Source organism: Promicromonospora sp. NPDC052451, from assembly GCF_044547525.1.
In the GTDB taxonomy this organism is placed as follows: domain Bacteria; phylum Actinomycetota; class Actinomycetes; order Actinomycetales; family Cellulomonadaceae; genus Promicromonospora.
This window is the reverse complement of sequence record NZ_JBIUAP010000007.1, coordinates 173,272-196,643: the sequence shown is the minus strand read 5'-3', so window position 1 is coordinate 196,643 and position 23,372 is coordinate 173,272. Positions and strand designations below refer to the sequence as shown.

General features: G+C 73.2%; 20 protein-coding genes and 1 riboswitch. Of the genes, 9 read left to right on the top strand and 11 right to left on the bottom strand.

The features are described from left to right. Positions 1–131: 131 nt before the first annotated feature. Together purU and ACIG47_RS14595 are read right to left on the bottom strand one after the other, a co-directional pair. Entirely contained in the window at positions 132–992 is an 861-nt protein-coding gene (gene purU / locus ACIG47_RS14600) for a formyltetrahydrofolate deformylase (protein WP_397431625.1), read from the bottom strand. 9 nt (positions 993–1,001) lie between these two features. Then, positions 1,002–1,634: a GNAT family N-acetyltransferase gene (locus ACIG47_RS14595; RefSeq protein WP_397431623.1), complete on the bottom strand. Its 633-nt coding sequence runs from the start codon at positions 1,632–1,634 to the stop codon at positions 1,002–1,004. Positions 1,635–1,722: 88 nt separating this feature from the next. Here ACIG47_RS14595 and ACIG47_RS14590 point away from each other — a divergent pair, with 88 nt between their 5' ends. After that, on the top strand, positions 1,723–2,238 hold the full coding sequence (locus ACIG47_RS14590; protein WP_397410533.1) for a GNAT family N-acetyltransferase: 516 nt from the start codon (positions 1,723–1,725) through the stop codon (positions 2,236–2,238). Position 2,239: 1 nt separating this feature from the next. Here the strand turns inward: ACIG47_RS14590 and ACIG47_RS14585 are convergent, their stop codons facing one another. Continuing rightward, entirely contained in the window at positions 2,240–3,289 is a 1,050-nt protein-coding gene (locus ACIG47_RS14585) for a hypothetical protein (protein WP_397431622.1), read from the bottom strand. A gap of 132 nt (positions 3,290–3,421) precedes the next feature. After that, a riboswitch (ZMP/ZTP riboswitch) is annotated at positions 3,422–3,508 on the top strand. Between the two features lie 95 nt (positions 3,509–3,603). Between ACIG47_RS14585 and glyA the strand changes: the two genes are divergently transcribed. The 4 genes from glyA (at position 3,604) to ACIG47_RS14565 (ending at position 7,334) form a co-directional block, all read left to right on the top strand. Then, the gene (gene glyA / locus ACIG47_RS14580) at positions 3,604–4,884 is read left to right on the top strand and encodes a serine hydroxymethyltransferase (protein ID WP_397431620.1); all 1,281 of its coding nucleotides are present in this window, start codon (positions 3,604–3,606) and stop codon (positions 4,882–4,884) included. A 4-nt stretch (positions 4,885–4,888) separates the two neighbouring features. Next, entirely contained in the window at positions 4,889–5,773 is an 885-nt protein-coding gene (locus ACIG47_RS14575; RefSeq protein WP_397431618.1) for a bifunctional methylenetetrahydrofolate dehydrogenase/methenyltetrahydrofolate cyclohydrolase, read from the top strand. A gap of 186 nt (positions 5,774–5,959) precedes the next feature. Further along, entirely contained in the window at positions 5,960–6,442 is a 483-nt protein-coding gene (locus tag ACIG47_RS14570) for a VOC family protein (protein WP_397431617.1), read from the top strand. Between the two features lie 67 nt (positions 6,443–6,509). Further along, on the top strand, positions 6,510–7,334 hold the full coding sequence (locus ACIG47_RS14565) for an exodeoxyribonuclease III (RefSeq protein WP_397431615.1): 825 nt from the start codon (positions 6,510–6,512) through the stop codon (positions 7,332–7,334). A 164-nt stretch (positions 7,335–7,498) separates the two neighbouring features. On the opposite strand, the gene galK is transcribed toward ACIG47_RS14565, so the two are convergent. The 4 genes from galK to ACIG47_RS14545 all read right to left on the bottom strand — a co-directional run bounded on the left by galK (position 7,499) and on the right by ACIG47_RS14545 (position 13,518). Next, positions 7,499–8,731 carry a galactokinase gene (galK, locus tag ACIG47_RS14560; protein ID WP_397431614.1) on the bottom strand — a complete coding sequence of 411 codons (1,233 nt, stop codon included), beginning with the start codon at positions 8,729–8,731 and terminating at the stop codon, positions 7,499–7,501. A gap of 83 nt (positions 8,732–8,814) precedes the next feature. Then, complete coding sequence (locus ACIG47_RS14555; RefSeq protein ID WP_397431612.1) at positions 8,815–10,917, bottom strand: beta-galactosidase; 2,103 nt, start codon at positions 10,915–10,917, stop codon at positions 8,815–8,817. A 76-nt stretch (positions 10,918–10,993) separates the two neighbouring features. Beyond that, positions 10,994–12,019: an NAD-dependent epimerase/dehydratase family protein gene (locus tag ACIG47_RS14550; RefSeq protein WP_397431611.1), complete on the bottom strand. Its 1,026-nt coding sequence runs from the start codon at positions 12,017–12,019 to the stop codon at positions 10,994–10,996. 359 nt (positions 12,020–12,378) lie between these two features. Continuing rightward, a complete protein-coding gene (locus ACIG47_RS14545) occupies positions 12,379–13,518 on the bottom strand; it encodes an Mrp/NBP35 family ATP-binding protein (protein WP_397431610.1) in 1,140 nt (379 codons plus the stop codon). 111 nt (positions 13,519–13,629) lie between these two features. Between ACIG47_RS14545 and ACIG47_RS14540 the strand changes: the two genes are divergently transcribed. Then, positions 13,630–15,741 (top strand): hypothetical protein, encoded by a 2,112-nt coding sequence (locus ACIG47_RS14540; protein WP_397431608.1) that lies wholly within the window; start codon positions 13,630–13,632, stop codon positions 15,739–15,741. A gap of 3 nt (positions 15,742–15,744) precedes the next feature. Here ACIG47_RS14540 and ACIG47_RS14535 read toward each other — a convergent pair whose 3' ends face one another. Then, positions 15,745–16,260 (bottom strand): DUF1003 domain-containing protein, encoded by a 516-nt coding sequence (locus ACIG47_RS14535; protein WP_397410554.1) that lies wholly within the window; start codon positions 16,258–16,260, stop codon positions 15,745–15,747. Then, complete coding sequence (locus ACIG47_RS14530; protein WP_397431606.1) at positions 16,253–17,584, bottom strand: magnesium transporter MgtE N-terminal domain-containing protein; 1,332 nt, start codon at positions 17,582–17,584, stop codon at positions 16,253–16,255. The genes ACIG47_RS14535 and ACIG47_RS14530 overlap by 8 nt, the downstream gene beginning before the upstream one ends. 72 nt (positions 17,585–17,656) lie before the next feature. Here ACIG47_RS14530 and ACIG47_RS14525 point away from each other — a divergent pair, with 72 nt between their 5' ends. The 3 genes from ACIG47_RS14525 to ACIG47_RS14515 all read left to right on the top strand — a co-directional run bounded on the left by ACIG47_RS14525 (position 17,657) and on the right by ACIG47_RS14515 (position 20,284). Next, on the top strand, positions 17,657–18,589 hold the full coding sequence (locus ACIG47_RS14525) for a general stress protein (protein WP_397431604.1): 933 nt from the start codon (positions 17,657–17,659) through the stop codon (positions 18,587–18,589). 2 nt (positions 18,590–18,591) lie between these two features. After that, positions 18,592–18,747 carry a hypothetical protein gene (locus ACIG47_RS14520; protein WP_397431602.1) on the top strand — a complete coding sequence of 52 codons (156 nt, stop codon included), beginning with the start codon at positions 18,592–18,594 and terminating at the stop codon, positions 18,745–18,747. Between the two features lie 562 nt (positions 18,748–19,309). Further along, a complete protein-coding gene (locus ACIG47_RS14515) occupies positions 19,310–20,284 on the top strand; it encodes a hypothetical protein (RefSeq protein WP_397431600.1) in 975 nt (324 codons plus the stop codon). A 538-nt stretch (positions 20,285–20,822) separates the two neighbouring features. On the opposite strand, the gene ACIG47_RS14510 is transcribed toward ACIG47_RS14515, so the two are convergent. Together ACIG47_RS14510 and ACIG47_RS14505 are read right to left on the bottom strand one after the other, a co-directional pair. Next, positions 20,823–22,361, bottom strand: coding sequence for an aminopeptidase P family protein (locus ACIG47_RS14510; protein WP_397431598.1), 1,539 nt, complete (start codon positions 22,359–22,361; stop codon positions 20,823–20,825). Positions 22,362–22,373: 12 nt separating this feature from the next. Then, the gene (locus tag ACIG47_RS14505; RefSeq protein WP_397431596.1) at positions 22,374–23,210 is read right to left on the bottom strand and encodes an alpha/beta fold hydrolase; all 837 of its coding nucleotides are present in this window, start codon (positions 23,208–23,210) and stop codon (positions 22,374–22,376) included. Positions 23,211–23,372 lie beyond the last annotated feature (162 nt).

The window sequence follows — 23,372 nt, the reverse complement described above, 5'->3', positions numbered from 1 at the left end:
GCTGCCGCCGGCCCGCCCGAGTGATCGGCAGAATGTCAGGTGGTCGGTAGTCCGAGCTACCGACCACCTGACATTCTGCCGACCACCCAGCCCAGCCCGGCCAGCCTGCGCTGCCGGCTACCGCGGGGCGGTCAGCGGAAGACCACGGTGCGGGTGCCGTCCAGGAGGACCCGGCGTTCCGCGTGCCAGCGGACGGCGCGGGCCAGGGTGCGGCGTTCGACGTCCTCGCCGATGCCCACCAGGTCCTCGACGCTGCGGGAGTGGTCCACGCGCTCGACGTCCTGCTCGATGATCGGGCCCTCGTCGAGGTCACCGGTCACGTAGTGGGACGTGGCGCCGATGATCTTCACGCCGCGGTCGTGCGCCTGCCGGTAGGGCCCGGCCCCCTTGAACGACGGCAGGAACGAGTGGTGGATGTTGATGATCTGCCCGCTCAGGTCGCGGCACAGCTCGTCGGACAGGATCTGCATGTACCGGGCCAGCACCACCAGCTCGGCGTCGGTCTCCTTGACCAGGCCGCGCAGCGTCGCCTCCGCCTCGGCCTTGGTGTCCTTGGTGACGGGCACGTGGTGGAACGGCTTGCCGTAGAAGGTGGCGATGTCCTCCAGGTCGCGGTGGTTGCCCACCACGCCCACCACGTCGATCGGCATACGCTGCGACCGCTCCCGGTACAGCAGGTCCACGAGGCAGTGCGCGGCCTTGGACACCATGACGAGGGTCCGGATCCGCCGCCCGACGACGTCGAGCGTCCACGTCATCCGGAACTTGCCCGCCACCGGCGTCATCGCGGCGGTCAGCTCGTCGCGTGACGCCGTCGACTCGACCTGCACGCGCATGAAGAACAGGCCCGACGCCGGGTCACCGAACTGCTGCGACTCCGTGATGTTGCCGCCGTGCTCCGCGAGCATTCCCGCCACCGCGTGCACGATTCCCGGCTGGTCCGGGCAGGACAGGGTCAGGATCCAGTGGGTGGCTGCGGTCGCGTCGTTCACGCGGTCAGGCTAACCCGGCGCGGCCGACGGGACCCCGTCCTGTCCGAGCTCCAGGCGCATGACCCAGCGCCGCCGGCCCCCGCTGACGCCGCTCGTCTCCGTCGCCCGGACGAACCCCGCCTGCTCGAACATGCGCACCGTGCCGACGTACCCGCTGATCACGTCGACGCGGTCGGGGCCCGTGTCCGCCGGGTAGCCCTCGACCACCTCGGCCCCGTGCGCCCGCGCGTGCTCCACCGCCCCGGCGAGCAGGTGGTGCATGAGCCCGCGCCCGCGGAACCCGGCGCGGACCACGAAGCACACCGCGGCCCAGGCGTCCCGCTCGTCGACGAACGGGATGGTGCGCGAGTTCATGAGTCGCCGGTAGGTGGACCGGGGCGCGATCGAGCACCAGCCGGCCACGACGTCGTCCACGTAGGCCAGCACGCCCGGGCCGGGCTCGGCCGAGCACAGACCGCGCATGTAGCCCGGGGCCTCGTCGGCGGGGACGCGGCTGTCCCGGTAGGCCATGCACCAGCACCCTCGGCCGCCCGGTTTCTTGACGCCGACGACCTCGTAGAAGTCGTCGTACCGGCCGACGGCCGAGCGCACGTCGATCCGTACGTCGGGGTTGTCGGGCCAGCGTGGGCGTGTGCTGCTCATGCGCCGAACCTACGCCGGACCACTGACATCCACGTTCGAGCCACGGTCATCGTCGACCCGGGCGCGTCACCTCTGACACCATGGCCCCATGAGCAACTCCACCACGACGATCGCGCTGGTCGAGGACGACCATGCGGGCGAGCTCCTCACGTTGCGGCGCGCCGCGTTCGTGACCGAGGCCCAGCTGTACGACGACCCGAACATCCCGCCGCTGACCCAGACGCTCGCCGAGCTGCGGGAAGACCTGGCGCGCGACGACGTGGTGACGATCGGGGCGTGGGAGGGCCACCGGATGATCGGCTCGGTGCGCGTGGAGATCGAGGGCGAGAAGGCGACGCTCGGCCGGCTCGCGGTGGCCCCCGACAAGCAGGGGCGCGGGATCGGCACCGAGATGCTCTTCGCGGTGCTGCCGTACCTGCCGGAACAGACCACGGAGATCTGGGTCTTCACCGGCAAGGACTCCAAGCAGAACCTCGCGATGTACACGAAGCACGGCTACGAGGAGCAGTACGACAAGGCCGCGGGCGACCTCACGTACACCTACCTGCGTCGCGTGCTCGGTGCGGCCGGTGCGCAGAGCGCACCGAGCACGTCGCAGGGCTGACCTACTCGCCGAGGCAGATCGTCTCGTAGCTGCGTGACGGGTCGAAGCCCAGCTCGATCTCGTCGGCGGTCCCCTCGGGGCACTCGACGGCACCGACCATGAGGCCGGTGACCTTCCGTGCGCCGTCCGCGGAGCACGGCACCTCGCCGCCGTCGCCGTTCACGCAGTCGCCTGCGAGGAGCTGGCCGCCGCCCATCCCGGGGTCGCCCGGGTGGTCGTCCGAGAGGTTGCGGGCGCACACGGCCTGCGTGTCCCCGCCGGCCTGGCCGTCCTTCTGGAAGACGACATCGGTGCCGGCCGGGCAGTGGAGCTGTGCCACGGACACGGCGTCCTGGATGTCGAGGACCGTGACGGTGGCCTCCGCGTCGTCGCAGGTCAGCGGCCGGTAGGCGTCCGTGGGGGCGTCGGTGGCCTGCGCGGCCGGGTCGGGGCCGGCGCACGAGTCGACGGCCCAGGCCACGGTGGGCTCCTCGTCCGCGTCAGGTCCGAAGAAGTGGAACCCGACGGCACCGATGACCACGGCCGCGACCACGAAGGCGACGATCGACCAGATCCAGTCCCGGCGTGTGGTGCCCTTCCTGCCGCGCTCCTCGCCGACGCCGTCGGGTCCGGGGGAGCGGGGGTCCGGCGTCCGGGGGTCCGACGGCGAGGCCGCGCCGGGCGGGGTCGCGAACGGGCCGGACTGCGGCCTGCCGGGACCGAACGGGCCGGACTGCGGCTGGTTCCCGGCCGGGAACTGCCGGGACGGGAACTGCCCGGACGGGAACTGAGCAGACGGGAACTGGCCCGATGTGGCCTGCCCCGCCGGGAACTGCCGGGACGGGAGCTGCCCCGACTGGCCCTGCCCCGACTGGCCCTGCCCCGACTGGCCCTGCCCCGCCGGGAACTGCCGGGACGGAAGCTGCCCCGACGCGAACTGCCCCGACTGCGGCCGGCCGCCGGACGGCGGGGGGCCGTTCGGTTCCTGGCGGTGCGTTCCACCGGTCCGGGGGCGGCGCTGGTCTGGCTGGTGTTCCGGAACGCCTGCGTCCGGTGACACGGGGGAGGGCATGGCGGCACACTAGCGACGTCGCGGTGAATCGCAAAAGGGTCTCAGGTACTTTCGTTGATTTTCCGGGCTTCCCGAGCCCTTCCCGGGAGGCAGCCGGACGCCGCGTACGGGCTCCTTCCGCCGCTGCTACGATCATCGGGTCGCAACTGGCGTCAGGTGGATCACCACCGGGGAGCGACGAGTCATGCCGACGACGGGTCGTTCGCCTGGGCCCTGGGTCACCTGCAGAGGTGTGCACCCGGGCCGTCGTGTCGCGGCGCGTGTGCCCTCCACCGCCGTCCGACATTTCCCCGTCCCGCATGAATCGAGGAGCTATGAGCGCATCGACTCCCGACCCGCTCGCGACCCCGCTCGCCGAGCTCGACCCCGAGATCGCCGCCGTCCTGGACGGAGAGCTGGCCCGCCAGCGCGACACTCTCGAGATGATCGCGTCCGAGAACTTCGTGCCGCGTGCCGTCCTGGAGACCCAGGGTTCGGTCCTGACCAACAAGTACGCCGAGGGCTACCCGGGCCGCCGCTACTACGGCGGCTGCGAACAGGTGGACATCGCGGAGAACCTCGCGATCGCCCGCGCCAAGGACCTGTTCGGCGCCGAGCACGCCAACGTCCAGCCGCACTCCGGCGCCCAGGCCAACGCCGCGGTGCTGCACGCCCTGATCAACGCGGGCGACAAGATCCTCGGCCTGGAGCTGGCGCACGGCGGCCACCTCACGCACGGCATGAAGATCAACTTCAGCGGCAAGCTCTACGACGTCGGCGCCTACGGCGTGGACCCGCAGTCCTACCGCATCGAGATGGACGAGGTGCGCAAGAAGGCGCTGGAGCACCGCCCCGACGTCATCATCGCGGGCTGGTCCGCCTACCCGCGGCACCTCGACTTCGCGGCGTTCCGTGAGGTCGCCGACGAGGTCGGCGCCAAGCTGTGGGTCGACATGGCGCACTTCGCCGGGCTCGTCGCGGCCGACCTGCACCCCTCCCCGGTGCCGCACGCCGACGTCGTCTCCTCGACCGTGCACAAGACGATCGGCGGGCCGCGCTCCGGCTTCATCCTCGCCAAGGAGGAGTACGCCAAGAAGATCGACTCCGCCGTGTTCCCGGGGCAGCAGGGCGGCCCGCTCATGCACGTCGTCGCGGCCAAGGCCGTGGCGTTCAAGGTCGCCGGGACCGACGCCTTCAAGGAGCGCCAGGAGCGCACGGTGCGCGGCGCGCAGATCATCGCCGAGCGCCTGTCCCAGCCGGACGTCGCCGAGGCCGGCGTCTCCGTGCTGACCGGCGGCACGGACGTGCACCTGGTGCTGGTGGACCTGCGCAACTCGGACCTCGACGGCCAGCAGGCCGAGGACCTCCTGCACGACGCCGGCATCACGGTCAACCGCAACGCCGTCCCGTTCGACCCGCGTCCGCCGCGCGTCACCTCGGGCCTGCGCATCGGGACGCCGGCCCTGGCCACGCGCGGGTTCGGCGACGCCGAGTTCACCGAGGTCGCCGACATCATCGCGACGGCGCTGAAGGACGGCGCCGCGACCGACGTCGACGCGCTCTCGGCCCGTGTGGCGAAGCTGACGGCCGACTTCCCCCTCTACCCGGGGCTCTGAGCCGATGACCGCACAGATCCTGGACGGCAAGGCCACGGCCGCCGCCATCAAGGCGGAGCTCAAGGACCGCGTCACGGCCCTGCGCGAGCGGGGCGTCGTCCCCGGCCTCGGGACCCTCCTCGTGGGGGACGACCCGGGCTCGCAGTGGTACGTCGCGGGCAAGCACCGCGACTGCGCCGAGGTGGGCATCGCGTCGATCCGGGAGGACCTCCCGGAGACCGCCACGCAGGACGAGATCGAGGCCGCGGTCCGCCGGCTGAACGAGGACCCGGCCTGCACCGGGTACATCGTCCAGCTCCCGCTGCCCAAGGGCATCGACACCAACCGCGTGCTGGAGCTCGTCGACCCCGACAAGGACGCCGACGGCCTGCACCCCACCAACCTGGGGCGCCTGGTGCTGCGGGTCAACGAGGAGGTCACCTCCTCGCTGCCCTGCACGCCGCGCGGCATCATCGAGCTGGTGGAGCGGCACGGCATCAAGCTCGCCGGCAAGGAGATCGTGGTGCTCGGCCGCGGCGTCACCGTGGGCCGCCCGATCGGGCTGCTGCTCACGCGGCGCGCCGTGAACGCGACGGTCACCCTGACGCACACGGGCACGCAGGACCTGGCGTCGCTCGTCCGGCGGGCCGACGTCGTCGTGGCCGCCGCGGGCGTCAAGGGCATCGTGACCGGCGAGATGGTCAAGCCGGGCGCCGTGCTGATCGACGTCGGCGTCTCGCGCGAGACCGACCCGGCCACGGGCAAGTCGCGCGTCGTCGGCGACGTGTCGCCCGAGGCCGCGGAGATCGCGGGCTGGGTGTCGCCCAACCCGGGCGGCGTCGGCCCGATGACCCGGGCGATGCTCCTGGCGAACGTGGTCGAGTCGGCGGAGCGCTCGCTGGTCCCGTGACCTGTCCCCTGATCCGCCGCTGAACCGAGGAATGGTCGCTCTCTCAGTACCGAGAGGGCGACCATTCCTCCGTTCGCCGGTGGCCGACGGCGGGTGAACGTGCCCGCGATGAGTTGCGGGGCCGCGCGGCGTCTGAAGAGTTGATGCCGGGGCCGACCAGGGCCCCGGCCGACTCAGGAGGACATCATGGTGAGCGTTCGGACCCATCTCTGGTTCGGGAACAACAAGGCCGGCGAGGCCGCCGCCTTCTACGCCGAGCACATCCCCGGCTCGTCGATCGAGCGCGTCGTCAAGGCTCCGGAGAACGCGCCGGGCGCCGAGGCCGGCACCGACTTCGTGGTCGAGTTCACCGTGGCCGGGCAGCCGGTGATCGGCCTGAACGCCGGACCGCACCGCACGCTCGACGAGGCCTTCTCGTTCTACCTGTCGGTCGAGGGTCAGGAGGAGGTGGACCACTACTGGGAGGTCCTGACCGCCGACGGCGGCGAGCCCGGCGCGTGCGGCTGGTGCACGGACAAGTTCGGGGTGTCCTGGCAGGTGATCCCCAAGGAGCTCGAGCGGCTCAGCGGCTCGTACTCGACGCCCGCCGAGATCGCCACGATGAACGCCATGCTGAAGATGGGCAAGATCGACGTCGCGGCCCTGCAGGCGGCGCACGACGGCGCATGATGCCCCACGGCGGCGCCTGACCCGGCCGTGATCGGCCCGTGTCAGAGGCTCCGGTTAGGCTGCCCCGGTGCCTCTGATCGTCGCCACCGCCAATGTCAACGGGATCCGAGCCGCCGTCCGCCGCGGCATGGAGACCTGGATCGCCACCCGAACCCCGGACGTGCTGCTGCTGCAGGAGGTCCGCGCCCCCGACAAGCTGGTGCGCGAGCTGCTCGAGGGCTGGCACGTCGCGCACGCGGAGAGCGAGGTCAAGGGCCGCGCCGGGGTGCTCGTGGCGTCCCGGCTGCCGCTCGGCGAGGTCCGCACCGGCCTCGCGGCCCACGGCCCGGACGGCGCCCTCGAGGAGGGCGCCGACACCGGCCGCTGGATCGAGGCCGACATCAGCCTGCCCGGCGGCGGCACGTTCACCGCGATCTCCGCCTACCTGCACTCCGGGTCGACCAACCCCGGCCAGGAGCACACGATGGTCGCCAAGTACGCCTACCTGGAGAAGGTCACGGCGCGCCTGGCCCAGCTCGCCACGGCGCCGACGCCGGCCGTCGTGGCGGGCGACCTCAACATCGCCCACCAGAACGTGGACATCAAGAACTGGAAGGGCAACCAGAAGAGCGCCGGCTTCCTGCCCGAGGAGCGCGCCTACGTGACGCGCTGGCTGGACGAGCACGGCTGGGCCGACCTCGGGCGGATCCACGCCGGTGACGGCCCCGGCCCCTACACCTGGTGGTCCTGGCGCGGCGCGGCGTTCGACAACGACTCCGGCTGGCGCATCGACTACCAGCTCGCCAACCAGGCACTCGCGGGCGCGTGCCGCAAGATCGAGGTCGACCGCGCGCCCACCTACGCGGAGCGCTGGAGCGACCACGCCCCGGTCGTGGCGACCTACGAGCTGTAGGTCACCACGACCGGCAGCGGATCAGGCCACCACGACCAACGCCGGCTCAGGCCACCACGACCAACGCCGGCTCAGGCCGCCACGACCAACGCCGGTTCAGGCCGCCACGACCGATGGCGGTCGTGGCGGCCGGCGGCAGCTCAAGCCGCCGGGCCGACCGCGGTTCAGCCCGCCGGGGCCGACGGCGGGGCCAGCAGGAAGGCCGGCGCGGTGAGGCCGGCCTCGGCGAACGCGTCCGCGACGGCCTGGGCCACGGTGTCGACGTCGGACAGGCGGACCAGCGCGATGGCGCTGCCGCCGAACCCGCCGCCGGTCATGCGCGCGCCCAGGGCGCCCGCGGCCATGGCCGAGTCGACCACGAGGTCGAGCTCGCGGCACGAGACCTCGTAGTCGTCGCGCAGGGAGACGTGCGAGGCGACCATGAACGGGCCGACGTCGGCCGCGCGGCCCTCGCGCACCAGGTCGGCGAACCGCGCGGTGCGGTCGATCTCGGAGACCACGTGACGCACCCGGCGGCGCAGCACGCCGTCGGGGTCGTGCGGCTCGAGCTCGGCCAGGGCGCGGTCGATGCCCATGCCGCCCAGGGTCGGCGCGATGTCGCGCAGCGAGCTCAGGCCGAGCAGCTCTGCGGCGCGCTCGCACGAGGCGCGGCGCGCCCCGTACTCGCCGGAGACGTGCGAGTGCTCCGCCTTGGTGTCGACCACCAGGAGCGTGAGCCCGGCGGTGTCGAGGTCGAACGGCACGGGCACGCCCGACTCCAGGGGCTTCAGCCCGGGCCGGAAGTCCAGGAGCAGCGCGTAGCCCTCGCGGCACCGCAGCGAGGCCGACTGGTCCAGCCCGCCGGTCGGGGCGCCCGCGATCTCGTTCTCGGCCCGGCGGGTGGCGTCGACCAGCTCCGCGCGCCCGGCGTCGGACGCCGCCAGGCCGAGACCGGCGACCGCGTCGAGGGCGACGGCGACGGACGCCTCCAGCGCGGCCGACGAGCTCAGCCCCGCGCCGAACGGGACGCACGAGTCGACGGCGGCGTCGAAGCCGCCCACCTTGTGCCCGGCCTCGGCCAGGGCCCAGGCCACGCCGGCGACGTAGGCGCCCCAGCCCTGCACGGTGCCGGGCGCGATGTCGGCCAGGCTCGCCTCCCACACGCCCTCGGCCTGGGCCGACACGAGCCGGACCTGGTCGTCCTCGCGTGGCCGCAGCGCGATCCAGGTGCGGTGCGGCAGCGCCGTCGGCAGGCAGAGCCCGGCGTTGTAGTCGGTGTGCTCCCCGATGAGGTTGACGCGCCCGGGGGCGGACCAGACGCCCTCGGGGGAGCCGTCGAACGAACGGGTGAAGAGCTCGTCGACCCGGCGCGCGCCGTCCTCGGCGCTCCAGGCCTCGAGCCAGTTGATGGTGGTCACGGAACCGATTATTGCCCCCTCGGCGCGCAGGACCCACAGCCGGTCAGGCAGCGAGACCGCCGGGCAGGCCCGGCGGGCCGGCGTCAGGCGTCCTGGCGCAGCACGCGGACCGCGCCAGCGGGCACGTCCACGTCGCCCGCCACCGGGTTGCCGGTGAGCAGGTCGGTCGCGGGACCGTCCAAGGGCAGGCGTGCGTCGTGGTCCGTGTGGTTGATGGCGACCACGTACTCGGCGTCGCCGTGCCGCCGCACCACCTCCAGCCCCTCCACGGTGCCCGACGGCGTCAGGCCCGCGCCCGCGTACACGTCGGCCATGACCGTGGCCAGCGTGTCGACGTCGAGGCTCGTCGACACGTACCAGCCGGTGCCCGCGCCGTGCCGGTGCCGGGTGATCGCGGCGCCGCCCGGCTTGGGGCCGTCGGTGTAGGTGCCGACGGGCTCCGCGCCGGCGAGCACCAGGTCGTCCGCCCAGACCGTGCCGGTGAGCCCGGTGGTCTCCGTGGTCGCGGTGCCCGCACCGGCCGCGCCCGCGCGGTAGGCGACCGTCAGCGACTCCTCCTCCCGCAGCGGCAGGAACTCCTCGACCCACACGCCCAGGGCGTCGCGCAGCGGAGCCATGAAACCGCCGGGGTGCACCGCGTCGTGCTCGTCGACGATGCCGCTGAAGTAGCTCACCAGCAGCGAGCCCCCGCCCTCGACGTAGGCCGTGAGGTTTGCCGCGTCGTCCGCCCGGAGCAGGTACGACGCCGGTGCGACGACCAGCTTGTAGCCCGACAGGTCCTGTCCCGGCCGCACCAGGTCCACGGTGTGGCCGTCGCGCCAGAGCCGCTCGTAGTAGGTGTCGATCCGCTCGCGGTGCCGGGCACCGACGCTCGGGCGGAACTCCAGGTCCTGCGCCCAGAACGAGTCGTAGTCCCACACCAGCGCGACGTCGGCGTGCACGCGTGAGCCGCGCAGCTCCGTGAGCCGCCCGAGGTTCGCCCCCAGCTCGGTCACCTCGCGCCACACGCGGGACGCGGTGCCGGCGTGCGGCAGCATCGCGGAGTGGAACTTCTCCGCGCCGGACCGGGAGGCGCGCCACTGGAAGAACATGATCGCGTCCGCGCCCCGGCCGAGGTGGGCGAACGAGTTGCGGGCCAGCTCCCCGGGTCGCTTGGCCACGTTGCGCGGCTGCCAGTTCACGGCCGACGTCGAGTGCTCCAGCAGCAGCCACGGCTTGCCGCCCGCGACCGACCGGGTGAGGTCGGCGGCCAGGGCCAGCCCGACGTACCCCTGCGGGTTCGCGGCCCGGAGGTAGTGGTCGTTCGCGACGACGTCGACCTCCCGCGCCCAGGCGAACAGGTCCGTCGACGGGCAGCTCGCGGCCATGAAGTTGGTGGTCACCGGCGCGGAGGAGTGCTCGCGGACGGCGTCCCGCTCCGCGACGAAGCAGGCGCGCAGCGCGGCGTCGGAGAACCGCGCGAAGTCGAGCTGCTGGGCAGGGTTGACGGGTTCGAGGGCGGCGGCGGGGAGCTGCACGTGCGCCCAGTCGGCGTAGTGCTGGCCCCAGAAGGCCGTGCCCCACGCGGCGTTCAGCGCGTCGAGCGAGCCGTAGCGCTCGCGCAGCCAGTCCCGGAACGCGCGCTCGGCATGGACCGAGTAGTCCAGGGTGACCGGCGCCCCGTACTCGTTGTGCACGTGCCATCCGGCCAGCGCCGGGTGGGTGCCGTAGCGCTCGGCCAGAGCCCGCGTGATGCGCAGGGCGGCCTCGCGGTAGGCGGGGGCGGTCGGCGCCATGAGGCCGCGCCCGCCCGGGCCCATCGGCGTCCCGTCCCGGTCGACCACCCGGGCGTCCGGGTGCGCGGCGTACAGCCAGGCGGGCGGCGCGGCCGTCGGGGTGGCGAGCAGGATGCGGATCCCGCCGTCGTGCAGCAGACCGATGATCCGGTCCAGCCAGCCGAAGTCGAACTCGCCCTCGCGCGGCTCCAGCAGCGCCCAGCTGAAGATCCCGAGGCTGACGAGGTTCACGCCCGCCTCGTTCATGAGCCGGACGTCCTCTGCCCAGACCTCCTCGGGCCACTGCTCGGGGTTGTAGTCGCCGCCGTAGGCGATCTGGTCGACGCCGGTGAGCCAGCCGTCGAACTGCGGTCCGGGGACGAAGTGCTGGCTCGCGGGGCGGGGGTCTTCGGGCAGAGCAGGTGCGGTCACGGGACCACCGTAGGTGCTCGGGCCGCGGTGGGGAATACGCTTCCCGGCTGGTGGGCCTGATCGGCATCGCGACCGGTCAGCCCCGGACCGCGGCCAGCACCTCCTGCTCCTCGTCCCGCGTCAGGCCGGTGACCGTGGCGTCCGGTGCGGCGCGCAGCCACGCGAGGGTGTCGCGTGCGGTCTCGGCGAACGGCCGGATCGTCAGGCCCGCCTCCAGCGACTCCGTGACGTCGTGCGTCATGAACCCACCCTCGACCAGGCCGCCGGCCCAGAACGGGACCGACCGGGGTCCGGACCACGGGGCGACGTCGTGCTCGGCCAGGACGTCGGGCGCGACCGCGACCAGCTCCGGCGTGCTCCCCGTCCCGTCACCGACGCGGGCCAGCAGCTCCGAGCGCGGCACGGGCGGGCAGACCGCGTCGTAGTCTCCGGTGGTGCGCCGCTCGGCGGCGGTGACGATCCAGCCGGCCAGGTCGCGGACGTCGACGAGCTGCACCGGGTCGTCCACGGGCTCGGGCACCAGGACCGGCAGGCCGTCCTCGGCCGCCTGCGCGAACCGGGCCGGCCAGTAGGTGAACCGGCCGCTCGGATCCCCGGGCCCGACGATCAGGCCCGGCCGGATCACCAGGGCGGCGGCAGCACCGGCCCGGACCAGGTTCTCGCACGCGACCTTCATCGCGCCGTAGGTCTCCGGCCCGGACGCCGGGTCGTCGTCGGTCTCGATCGGGTCGAGCAGGGGCAGCGTGGCGGGTGTGCCGCCCACCGTGGCCGTGTCCGCGTACACGTTGATGGTCGACACGAACGTCCAGTGGGCCTCCGGGAAGGCGGCCACCGAGCGGCGCACGTGCGAGGGGATCCGGGAGACGTCGACGACGGCGTCGAACGGCGTCTCCGTGAGCTCCGCGGGCACCGCCTCGGCACGGTCCCAGCGGACGAGCGCGGCACCGTCCGGCACGGCGCCGCTCACACCGCGCGCCGCGCACACGACGTCGTGGCCGCGCGCGACGGCGGCCGCCGCGACCGCGCGGGAGAGGAAGACCGTTCCGCCGAGCACCAGGATTCGCATGCCCTCACCGAACCGCATCACGGGCGGGGGAGCCATGCTGATCTGCTCCTGGCGAATCTCCGGGTGGCACATCGACGCGAGACGCAATCAGGATGCCTCCGAGTGGGTCAGGTTCAATCGCGTGGCCTCCCACCAGCAGACCCAGTCGGTCCGGCTCGACCGGTCCACCCGGGTGCCGGAGCACCTCGACGACTTCGCGCGCCCACTGGGGCTGGGCGCTCGTGTGGTGAGTGCCCTGCACGACGTCGCACTGTCGGGCCGGGGTACGCCGCAGCCGCAACGAACGTTCGGAGAACCTCCGCGTTGCATCGGGATTCACCGAGTGCAGAGCTGGTTGCGGATGGCCGGCCCGTCACCGCAACCAGGTCTGCACTCACCGATCGCGGGTGCGGTCGTCAGACCGGGGAGAGGCCCAGGCTGCGGCCCGCCAGGCCGCGGCGGCGGCGCGCGAGGCCTCGTGCGACGTCGGCCAGGACCTTCGCGCCCGGGGATTCCGGGGCGGCGAGGACCACGGGGGTCCCGCCGTCCCCGCCCTCCCGGACGGCGACGTCCAGCGGCACCTGGCCGAGCAGCGGCACGTCCTTGCCGACCAGATCGGTGAGCCGGGCCGAGACCTGTGCGCCGCCGCCCGTGCCGAAGACCTCCAGGCGCGTGCCGTCGGGCTGCTCCAGCCACGACATGTTCTCGACCACGCCCACCACGCCCTGCGACGTCTGGGTCGCCACCGACCCGGCGCGCTCGGCGACCTCGGCGGCGGCGGCCTGCGGCGTCGTCACCACGAGGATTTCCGAGGACGGCAGGAGCTGCGCCACCGAGATCGCGATGTCGCCGGTGCCGGGCGGCAGGTCCAGGAGCAGCACGTCGAGGTCGCCCCAGAACACGTCGGCGAGGAACTGCTCCAGCGCGCGGTGCAGCATCGGCCCGCGCCACACGACGGGCTGGCCCTGCGGCACGAACATGCCGATCGAGACCACCTTGACGCCATGCGCGATGGGCGGCAGCAGCATGTTGTCGACCCGGGTGGGCTGGCGGTCCACGCCCAGCATGCGGGGGATCGAGAAGCCGTAGATGTCCGCGTCGATCACGCCGACCGACAGGCCGTCCGCCGCCAGCGCCACCGCGAGGTTGGCCGTCACGGACGATTTGCCCACGCCGCCCTTGCCGGATGCCACCGCGAACACCTTGGTCATCGAGCCCGGCTGGGAGAACGGGATGACGGGGTCACCCGCGCCGCCGCGAAGCTTCGAGCGCAGGGACGAGCGCTGCTCGGGGGTCATGACGCCCAGCTCGACGTCGACGCCCGCGACGCCCTCGACCCCGCTCGCCGCGGCGGTCACGTCCTTGACGAGCGTCGACTTCATCGGACACCCGGCGACGGTGAGGTCGACGCCGACGGCGACGTGGCCGCTCGTCGACACCTCGACCGACCGGACCATGCCCAGGTCGGTGATGGGGCGCCGGATCTCGGGGTCGAGCACGCCGGTGAGCGCGTCGCGCACACGGGCCTCGAGGGCGGGGGAGTCGACGGGGGTCATGGTTCGATCCTAGGACGGGGGTCCAGCGGGTCCGGCACGCGCTTTCATGCTTTTGCAATGAAGCTCAGTTGAAACGGTACGCTGCGTCACCACCACCGGTGAGGAGGCCCGATGACCGAGGCACGCGTCCCCGCGCGAGTTCGGCATGTCGCCTCCGAGGGGCAGGCGCGTGAGCTCGCCTCCGCGCTCCAGCGCCCGGGCCGCGACCGGCCGGTGGTCGTCATCTCGACGCCCGCGGGCCACGACACGCCCTTCGTGGACCCGCAGAGGGTGCTCGACGACGTCGCCGGCCTGGCCGAGGTGGTGGTGATCCCCACGGGTGACGTGTCCTGGGCGTTCTCGTCGGGCATGCCCCCGGACACGCAGGTCTACGGCGGCGCCTCCCGCGTCTACGGCACCGACCTGGAGTGGGTGCACCACCCACGCCGTTCGCCGCTGCACTTCGCCTACTCCCCGGACGAGGACGCCCGGGTGCACGACCGGCTCGTGGGCGACGTCATGCGGCTCGCGGTGCGCGCGGGGATCGTGGGTTCGCCGCGGGCCGCGGCGGACGCGGCGGTCACGGGCGGCACGGTGCTCGGCCTGCTCGGGTCGCGCGCCCTGGTCAGCACCGACGACGGCGGCCAGGCGACCGTGGCGGAGGAGCTCGTCCTGCCCGACGTGCCGCTGGGGAGCGTGCTCGCGCCGGGCATGCGGGTCACGGGCGTGCTCGACCCGGCCCGCCGCCTCCTCGACATCCGCGGCATGCTGCCCGACGGCGCCGCGCTGCGCCGCGCCGTGCACGCCGCCTACCGGGTGGGCCAGGTGGTGCTCGGCCGGATCGAGACCGTCGAGGACGACGCCGTCCGCATCGCCCTCGCACCGGGCGTGCTGGTGCGCGTGCGCCGCGCGGAGATCACCGGCAACGACCTGGACCTGCTCGGCGACCTGTTCACGCCGGGGGAGGTGGTGGCGGCCCGCCGGGTCCCCGCGCCGCTCGACGGCCTGGCGCTGCGGCTCGACGACGTCGACGAGTCGCAGGACGAGCCAGTGCCGGCGATCGCCCTGCTGGACGGGGGTCCGCCGTGGCTGGAGCCGGATCATTCGGCCGCCGAGGAGCCGCCGCCGGAGCCACCGGTCCGGCTCGGGCCGGTCCGCGTGCGGCCGGACGGTGTGCAGCCGGGCGGTGTGCAGCCGAGTGGTGTGCGGCTGAGTGGTGTGCGGCCGGGCGGTGTGCCGGGGGCGAGCGTCTCGGACGGGAGCGGCTCGGACGGACGTGGTCTCGACGCGGATGCCCCGGATCAGGCTGTCGTGGACGGCGCGCCCGGCGAGCGCGCCCCGCACGGCGGCGCGCCCACGCCGGCCGACCTGTTCGGTGTGCGACCCACGCCGGCCGGCCCCGGGTCCTCGCCCGTGCCCGAGCCCGGGCCCCTCCCCGCAGACGGTCCGCGCGCCCCCACGCCGGCCGACGTCGCCGCGTGGCACGCCGGCGAGCAGGACGCCCTGCCCTCGCCGTCGGCTCCGTCCCCCGGCGCGGCCGACAGCCCGGCGGAGCCGCCGGGCAAGGCCGCACGTGACCTCAGCCTCTCGCTGGACGCCGCGAAGTCACAGGTCGCGGCCCTCGCGAAGGAGCTGCTGGACGACAAGGTCAAGCGGCACCAGGTCGAGCTGGAGGTCGACCGGCTGCTCGGGCGCGTCGGTGAGCTCACCGAACGGCTCGAGCGTGCCGAGCGGCGCGCCGAGCAGCAGGCGACCGCGCTGCGCAAGGCCCGGCAGGAGGCCGCACGGCTGCGTCGCCGGCTCGGCGACGCGGGGGACGAGCCGCCCGAGGAACGGTTCTTCCCCGACGACGAGGACCAGCTCCGGTTCGAGGTGCTGACCGAGTGGGCCCGGGCGATCCCCGCCGCCGAGAAGGCGGGGCGCCCCCTCGCCCCGTACACGCTCGGCCCGCGGTTCCTCGCCTCCCTGGCCGACGTCGAGGGCGTCAGCCGGGAGCGGGTCGTGTGGACGCTGGTCATGGTGCTGACCGGGCTCGCCCCCGAGATGAACGGGCTCCAGGTGCACCGCCTGCGGACCGGCTCCGGAGGCGACGACCCCGTCCGGCAGCGGGACGACGGCGCGGTGTGCTGGCGGGTCGCCCTCCAGGTCAACACGCCGTCCGCCCGCCGGCTGCACTACTGGCGGCTGCCGGGCGGGTCGTTCGAGCTGTCCCGCGTGGTGCTGCACGACGACGTCGAGCCCTGAGCCTCAGCCCGGCTGGTCCTGCTCGCCGGACCGGTCCCGCTCCCGGCCCTTCTCGTCCAGCTCCTCCAGGAGGTTGCGGATCTCGGAGCGCACGAAGTCCCGCGTGGCGACCTCGTTCAGCGCGATGCGCAGCGCCGCCATCTCCCGCGCCAGGTACTCCGTGTCGGCGAGGTTGCGCTCACCGCGCTGCCGGTCCTGCTCGGCCGTGACCCGGTCGCGGTCGTCCTGCCGGTTCTGCGCCAGCAGGATCAGCGGGGCCGCGTAGCTGGCCTGCAGCGACAGCATGAGGGTGAGTGCCGTGAAGCCGTTGGCCGCGCTGTCGAACCGCAGACCCTCCGGGCCCCACGAGTTCCACGCGAGCCACAGCAGGCAGAAGACCGTCAGGTAGATGAGGAACCGCGGCGTGCCCAGGAACCGGGCGATCGCCTCGGTGGCCTTCCCGACGGCGTCCTGGTCCACCCGGAACCGGGGCACCAGACCGCGGCGCTGGGCGAGCGGGGTGTCGAGGCGGTCAGCCACGGTGCGGCCCCCGTCCCGCCGGGCGCTGCGCGGGCCGACGCCGCGCTGCCGGGGCGGCCTGCGCCGACACCGCCTCCATCCGCTCGTCGTCGCTGTCGCGCCAGTCGTCCGGGAGGATGTGGTCCAGCACGTCGTCGACGGTGACGACGCCCAGCAGCCGGCGCTGGGCGTCCAGCACGGGCAGCGCGAGCAGGTCGTAGGCGGCCAGGAGCCGGGTCACCTGCCCCACCGACGCGTCGTGGGTGAGCCACTCGGTCTCGGCGTCCAGCACCGACCCGACCGCCGCGTGCGGCGGCTCGCGCAGCAGCCGCTGGAAGTGCGCGACGCCGAGGAACCGGCCGGTCGGTGTCTCCAGCGGCGGGCGCACCACGAACACCATGGACGCCAGGGCCGGCGGCAGCTCCGAGCGCCGGATGGAGGCCAGGGCGGTCGCGATCGTGTCGTCCGCGCCCAGGATCACCGGTTCGGTGGTCATCAGGCCGCCGGCCGTGTCCTCGGCGTACTCCAGCAGGCGCCGGACGTCCGCGGCCTCCTCCGGCTCCATGAGGTTCAGCAGCTGAGCGGCCTGCTCCTCGGGCAGCTCGTGCAGCAGGTCGGCGGCGTCGTCGGGCTCCATGACCTCCAGCACGTCGGCCGCGCGGTCGACGTCCAGGCCCGACAGGATGGACACCTGCGCGTCCTCCGGCAGCTCCTCCAGCACGTCGGCCAGGCGCTCGTCGTTCAGCGCCGTGGCGATCTCCAGGCGGCGCGCCGTGCCCAGGTCGCGGATCACGTCCGCGAGGTCCGCCGCGCGCATGTCCTCGTACGCCTCCAGCAGGCGCGCGGCACCCTGTTCCGCCGAGCGGGCGGTGAGGTCCGCCACGGCGTCGACCGGCACCGTCAGGGTGGACCCCCGGCGGAACGGCGCCGAACCACGGGCCGACCGCCGCCGCACGAAGAGCTGGTCCACCAGCCAGTCGCCCGTCCGCTGCTGCGCGATCGACACGTCCTCGATGGTCACCTCGCCCGAGCCGTCCTTGAGCTGCACGCGGCGGTCCAGCAGCTCGCCGAGCACCACCGACTCCATGGCCCGCTGCTCGAACCGCCGCATGTTCACCAGGCCCGTGCTGATCACCTGCCCGGGGTCGATGCTCGTCACCCGGGTCAGCGGCAGGAAGACCCGGCGCCGGCCCGGCACCTCGACCACGAGGCCCACCGCCCGCGGCGCCCCTTTCGCCCGGACGAGCACGACGACGTCCCGGACGCGGCCCACCTGGTCCCCGATCGGGTCGAAGACCACGGTGCCTGCCAGACGTGCCACGAAGACCCTGCTGCCGGCGCTCACGCTGGTCAGCCTACGACCCGCCCCACACCCTCGCTCCTCGCCACTTCCGCCCGGGTGGGGGAGACTAGGGGTATGAGCATGTCTCGCCCGGGTGCCGTCCCGAAGGTCCCGACCCTGCCGGCCGGTGACGAGGTCGCCGCGTACTCCACCTACCTGGAGGCGCAGAAAGCAGTCGACTACCTCTCCGACAACAAGTTCCCCGTCGAGAACGTCACGATCGTGGGCACCGACCTGCGCATGGTCGAGCGCGTCACGGGCCGTCTCACCTACGGCCGCGTGGCGCTCGCGGGTGCGCTGTCGGGTGCCTGGTTCGGTTTCTTCGTCGGGCTCCTGCTCACGCTGTTCGCAGGTTCGTCGGGGTTCCAGGTGATGTTCGCGGGCATCGCGCTCGGTGCCGGTTTCGGTCTGCTGTTCTCGATCCTGTCGTACTCGTTCACGGGCGGACGCCGCGACTTCACCTCCTCGTCGCAGATCGTCGCGGCCACGTACGCGATCCTCTGCGGCCACGACCATGCGTCGGACGCACGCGCCCTGCTGGCGCAGTCGCCGAGCGGACTGGGCAAGTCCCGGGGCACGGCCACCGTCGGGGTCCCGGCGCCCACGGCCCCGCCCGCGTACGGTGCGCAGCCGCCGGCCGCCGCGCCGTCGGCGCCCGCCGCTCCGGCGACCCGCCCGGCCGACCCGCGCTGGGTCACGCCGTCGGGCGAGCCGCGGTACGGCGCGATGCGCCCGGGGTCGCAGGTGCCGGCTGCTCCCTCGGCGGACACGACCCCGGGCGCGCCTGGTGCGACACCGGCCTCGGGCACGCCGAGTGGCGGGGTCGGGGCTGGGGCTGAGGCTGAGTCCGGGCAGCCGGCTCCTGGCGCCCCGACGGATGCGCCGACGGCGCAGGACAGCGGGTCCGACCGGCCCACGGCAGCGGCCGCCGACCAGGACGACGTCCCGACGTCGCGCACCACACCACCGGCCAACCCGTACGCGCCGCCGAACGACGATCAGAAGTAGGGGTGGCGCTCGCTCCGGAGGTCGGGCTTGTTGCGGAGGAGATGGCGCTAGCTTCGGAGGTCGGGCTTGTTGCGGAGGAGATGGCGCTAGCTTCGGAGGTCGGGCTTGTTGCGGAGGAGGCGGCGCGAGCTTCGGAGTTCGGGCTTGTTGCGGAGTAGGCGGCGCTAGCTTCGGAGGTCGGGCTTGCGGCGGAGGAGGCGGCGCCAGCTTCGGAGGTCGCGCTCGCTGCCCCGACGGTCGGCATGGTGCTCGCGCACCGTCCGGGGCTGCCCCGGGTGTCCTGTGTTCCCGCTGCATTCAGCCCGTTCCTGCGGCGTTCGTGATTAGGTGCTCCGGGGTCGCTGGGCACGCGGCACGTGTTCGGTTCCTCGCGGTGTGACCCCCGCCGACTTCGGTCCCTTGCACCGAGATCGGTCAACCAGTCGACCGATCTCAGCGCAAGGGACCGAAGTCGCGCTGCTGCCGCTGACGGATGACCGAGTTCGCGCTGCTGCCGCTGACGGATGACCGAGTTCGCGCTGCTGCCGCCGGCAGATGACCGAGCATGTTCTGGGTTCTGGGTTCTGGGTTCTGGGTTCTGGGTTCTGGGTTCTGAGCCGGGACCCTGTCCCAGACCCACGCTCGGCCCGAGCTCGACCACAGCGCGCCGTAATCCGTGCTGGTGCACAGGCGGCTCGGTCCAGGTCTCTTGAGCGGTCAGCCATGGTGGACCGTCGAGGCATGACCACAACGACCACCACCATCACGATCCCCGCCGTCACGCTGACGTTGGAGCATGATCGCAACCGACTTGCCGCATCCGCCCGGGCCGGCGACATCCTCCGGGTCCGGCGCGGAGCCTACTGCCCACCGGACCAGATCCAGGCCGAGGGCCGAGGCCGGGCGTACCAGGAGGCGCGCCGACTGGCGCTCGCGCGGATCAGCGCTCTGCATACCCAGCTCAGGGCCGACCACGTGTTCGGTCACGTCTCGGCGGCCCTGCTCCTGGGGCTCCGCCTCTGGACCATGCCCACCGTCACCCACGTCTACCAGCGCTACCGTGCGTCGGCCCATGCCGCGGCGGACGTCCGTCGCCACGCCTGGACGATCTCCGCGCAGGACGTCGCCGTCGCGTCGGGCATTCCTGTGACGTCGTTGGCGCGCACCGTCGTCGACTGCGCACGGACCCTGCATCCTCTCGAAGCACTCGTGATCACCGACTCCGCACTGGCCATGGGTCTCGCGCGGGAGACGTTGCTCGAGGTGCTCGCCGCCACGCCGGACCGACGCGGCACGCGCCGGGCCCGCCGGGTGATCGAGCTGGCCGACGCCGGTGCCCAGTCCGCCTGGGAGACCTGGGTCAGGTACGAGATCCTCCGTCGCGGACTGCCCCGGCCCGTCACGCAGATGCCGGTCCGCACCGCGGCGGGTGTCTTCCACACCGACCTCGGGTACGACCGGTGGGCTCTCGGTATCGAGTTCGACGGGCGTGTGAAGTACCGTCCCGACGGCGTGCGCCCGGGACACGACCCGGCGCAGGAATACCTGGACGAGAAGGCCCGGGCGGACGCGATCCGGCAGGCCGGCATCACCATCGAGAGCGTCAGCGCGTCGGACAGGCGCGACGTGCCCGCGATGATTGCGCGATTCGTCCGGCATCTCCCGCGCGACGCCGTGGACGCGGCCCGCCCGGATCCGTTGCTCCGCCCGTCCTGACACGCGAAACCGGTCAGATGCACCTCGGCTGAGGACGGTTTCGGTCAGATGCACGACGGGCACCTTCGGTCAGACGCACGTCGACCGGACTCACCTTCGGCCAGATGCACGTCGACAGGGCTCATTTTCGGTCAGATGCATGACGGACAGCTTCGGTCAGATGCACGTCGACGAGACTCATCTTCGGTCAGATGCACGTCGACCGGATTGATCTTCGGTCGGTTGCCCTGAGATCGGTCCATCAGACGACCGATCTCAGGGCAACCGACCGACCGCAGCTTCCCGCGGTTGGCATGTGACCGAGTTCAGGGCAGGAACACGCACCGGCGTCGGTGATTCGGCGCCCCCGCACACCCCCGTCAGGCATCCCGGGTCAGCACGCCAGGTCGGCACCCCAGATCAGCCGCGCCATGTCGGGCACGCCAGATCAGGCACCCCCGTCAGGCACCCCAGGTCAGCCGTACGAGGCTAGCTGCACCAGGTCAGCCACCCTAGGTCAGCCGTACGAGGCCAGCCGCACCAGGCCAGCCACCCCAGGTCAGCCCCGCAGCGACGCCATCCAGGCCTCGACCGCATCAGGGTCGCGGGGGAGCGCCGCCGAGAGGTTCTCGTTGCCGTCGGCGGTGATCAGCACGTCGTCCTCGATGCGCACGCCGATGCCGCGGAACTCCTCGGGCACGGCCAGGTCGTCGGCCTTGAAGTACAGGCCCGGCTCGATGGTGAACACCATGCCCGGCTCCAGCACGCCGTCGAGGTACAGCTCGCGGCGTGCCTGCGCGCAGTCGTGCACGTCGAGGCCCAGGTGGTGCGAGGTGCCGTGCACCATCCAGCGGCGGTGCTGCTGGCCGTCGTCGCCCAGGGCGTCGGCGGCGGTGACGCCGTCGGGCAGGAAGCCCCACTCCTCCAGGCGGGCCGCGATGACCTCCATCGCCGCCGCGTGCACGTCGCGGAACTTCGTGCCCGGCTTCGCGACGGCGAACGCGGCGTCGGCCGCGTCCAGCACGGCCTGGTAGATCTTCCGCTGCACCTCGGTGTACTCGCCGTCGACCGGCAGGGAGCGCGTGATGTCGGCGGTGTACAGCGAGTCCACCTCGACGCCGCCGTCGAGCAGGAGCACGTCGCCCGAGCGGACCTCGCCGTCGTTCCGGATCCAGTGCAGCGTGGTGGCGTGCTCGCCCGAGGCCGCGATGGTCTCGTAGCCCACCGCGTTCCCCTCCAGGCGGGCGTGCCCGTCGAAGGTGGTCTCGACCACGCGCTCCCCGCGCCGGTGCGCCACCGCGCGCGGCAGGGCACGGACCACGGCCTCGAACCCCTCGATGGTGCGCGCGACGGCCTCGCGCATCTGCGCGATCTCGTACTCGTCCTTGATCAGGCGCAGCTCGGAGGTGGCCTCCACGAGGGCCTCGTCGGTCAGGGCGTCCTCGTCCTCCCCGGCCTCCAGGCGCAGCTCCTCGACGAGCGCCTCGACGGCGTCGTCCGCGCCGGTCACGACGAGCAGCCGCACGCCGCCGTCGCCGACGTCCTTGGCCAGCGCGTCGCCCAGCCCGTCGATGTGCCGGGCCTCGATGCCGGTCAGCGCCTCGACGTCGGCCAGGGAGGGCCGGGCGCCGACCCAGAACTCGCCGTAGCGGGCGTCGGCGTAGAACTCCTCGTTGTCGCGGGGCGCGAGCGGGCGCACGTACAGCACGGCGTGGTGGCCGGACCCGTCGTCCCCCGCGCCGTCCTCGACCGGGTGGAGCACCAGGACGGCGTCCGGCTCCTGGTCGGTACCCAGGCCCGTGAGGTGCGCGAACGCCGAGTGCGGGCGGAACCGGTAGTCGGTGTCGTTGGAGCGGGTCTTGAGCGAACCCGCGGGGATCACCAGGCGCACGCCCGGCAGCCGCTCCGACAGGGCGGCGCGGCGCGCGCCGGTGTAGGCCTCGGCGGCCGACGGCGTGAGGCCGAGCTCGGCACGCGGGGCCCACTGCGACATCACGAAGTTCTTGAACGCGGTCGAGGCGGGACGGTGCGAACGGTTGGACCCGCGGTCGGCGGTTCCCTGCTCGTCGGTCTGCGACGTGGTGGTGGGCTCGCTCATACGCCCAGTGTTTCACGCACCCCGCGCGAAGTCGGACAGTGCCCGGGTGAGCACCCGGTTGAACGCCGCCGGAGCCTCGGTGTTGACGTCGTGCCCCGCGCCGGGGATGACCACGAGCGCGCCGTCGCGGGCCGCGGCGAGGTGACGCTGCTCGCCGATGCGCATGGCGTCGCGCGCACCGTTGACGAACCAGACCGGCACCCGCGCGGCCCGCACGTTGGCGACCGAGGAGAGCCCGGCGAGGTGGGTCAGCGAGTCGGTGACGACGTCCCAGGTGGGGCGGTACATCTCGGCGGTCTGGCGGGGCGCGATCTCGACCTGGCGCAGATCGGCGCCGCCCGGGGCGCTGCGGGGTGCGCGGAACGGCAGCCGGAACGTGGGCACCGACAGCCGCGCCCGGTGCACGCTCGGGTGCACCACGCGGCCGGTCAGGCGGCGGCCGAGGTAGGCGGCACCGGCCACGGTCTTCGCGACGTCCCGGTAGAGCCGCACGGGCTTGCCCCGCGGGTCGGAGGTGCAGCCGGCGGCGAGCACGCCCACCAGGCGGTCGGTGGTGTGCGGGCGGGCGGCCCAGGCGAGCGACGTGTAGCCGCCGAGCGACAGCCCCACCACGGCGACGGGACCCGGGAGCGACTCGACGGCGTCGTCCAGCGCCTCGAAGGCGCCGGCCAGGGTGAACCGGTCGTGCCGGCGCGTGCCGTGCGCAGGCAGGTCGACGGCGACGGCCTGGTGACCGGCCTCCTCCAGGTGCTCGACCTGGCTCTCCCAGATCGCGCCGGAGCTGCGCATGCCGTGCACGAAGACGACGCTCGTGGGGGCGGGCTGCGGGTTCTGGATGCTGCTGTTCATCCCTTCGATGATGACCGGCGCTCGCGGGCGCCCGGCGTACGACGGCGGAACAGCCCGTGAACGTGCTGTGTGGGCTTGACGGCGCGCCCCGAGCGGCGTGCGGTACCGCCCCGGGGTGCCGCACCTCACGCCGCTCGGGGCGCTCAGGAGGCCGGGGCATCT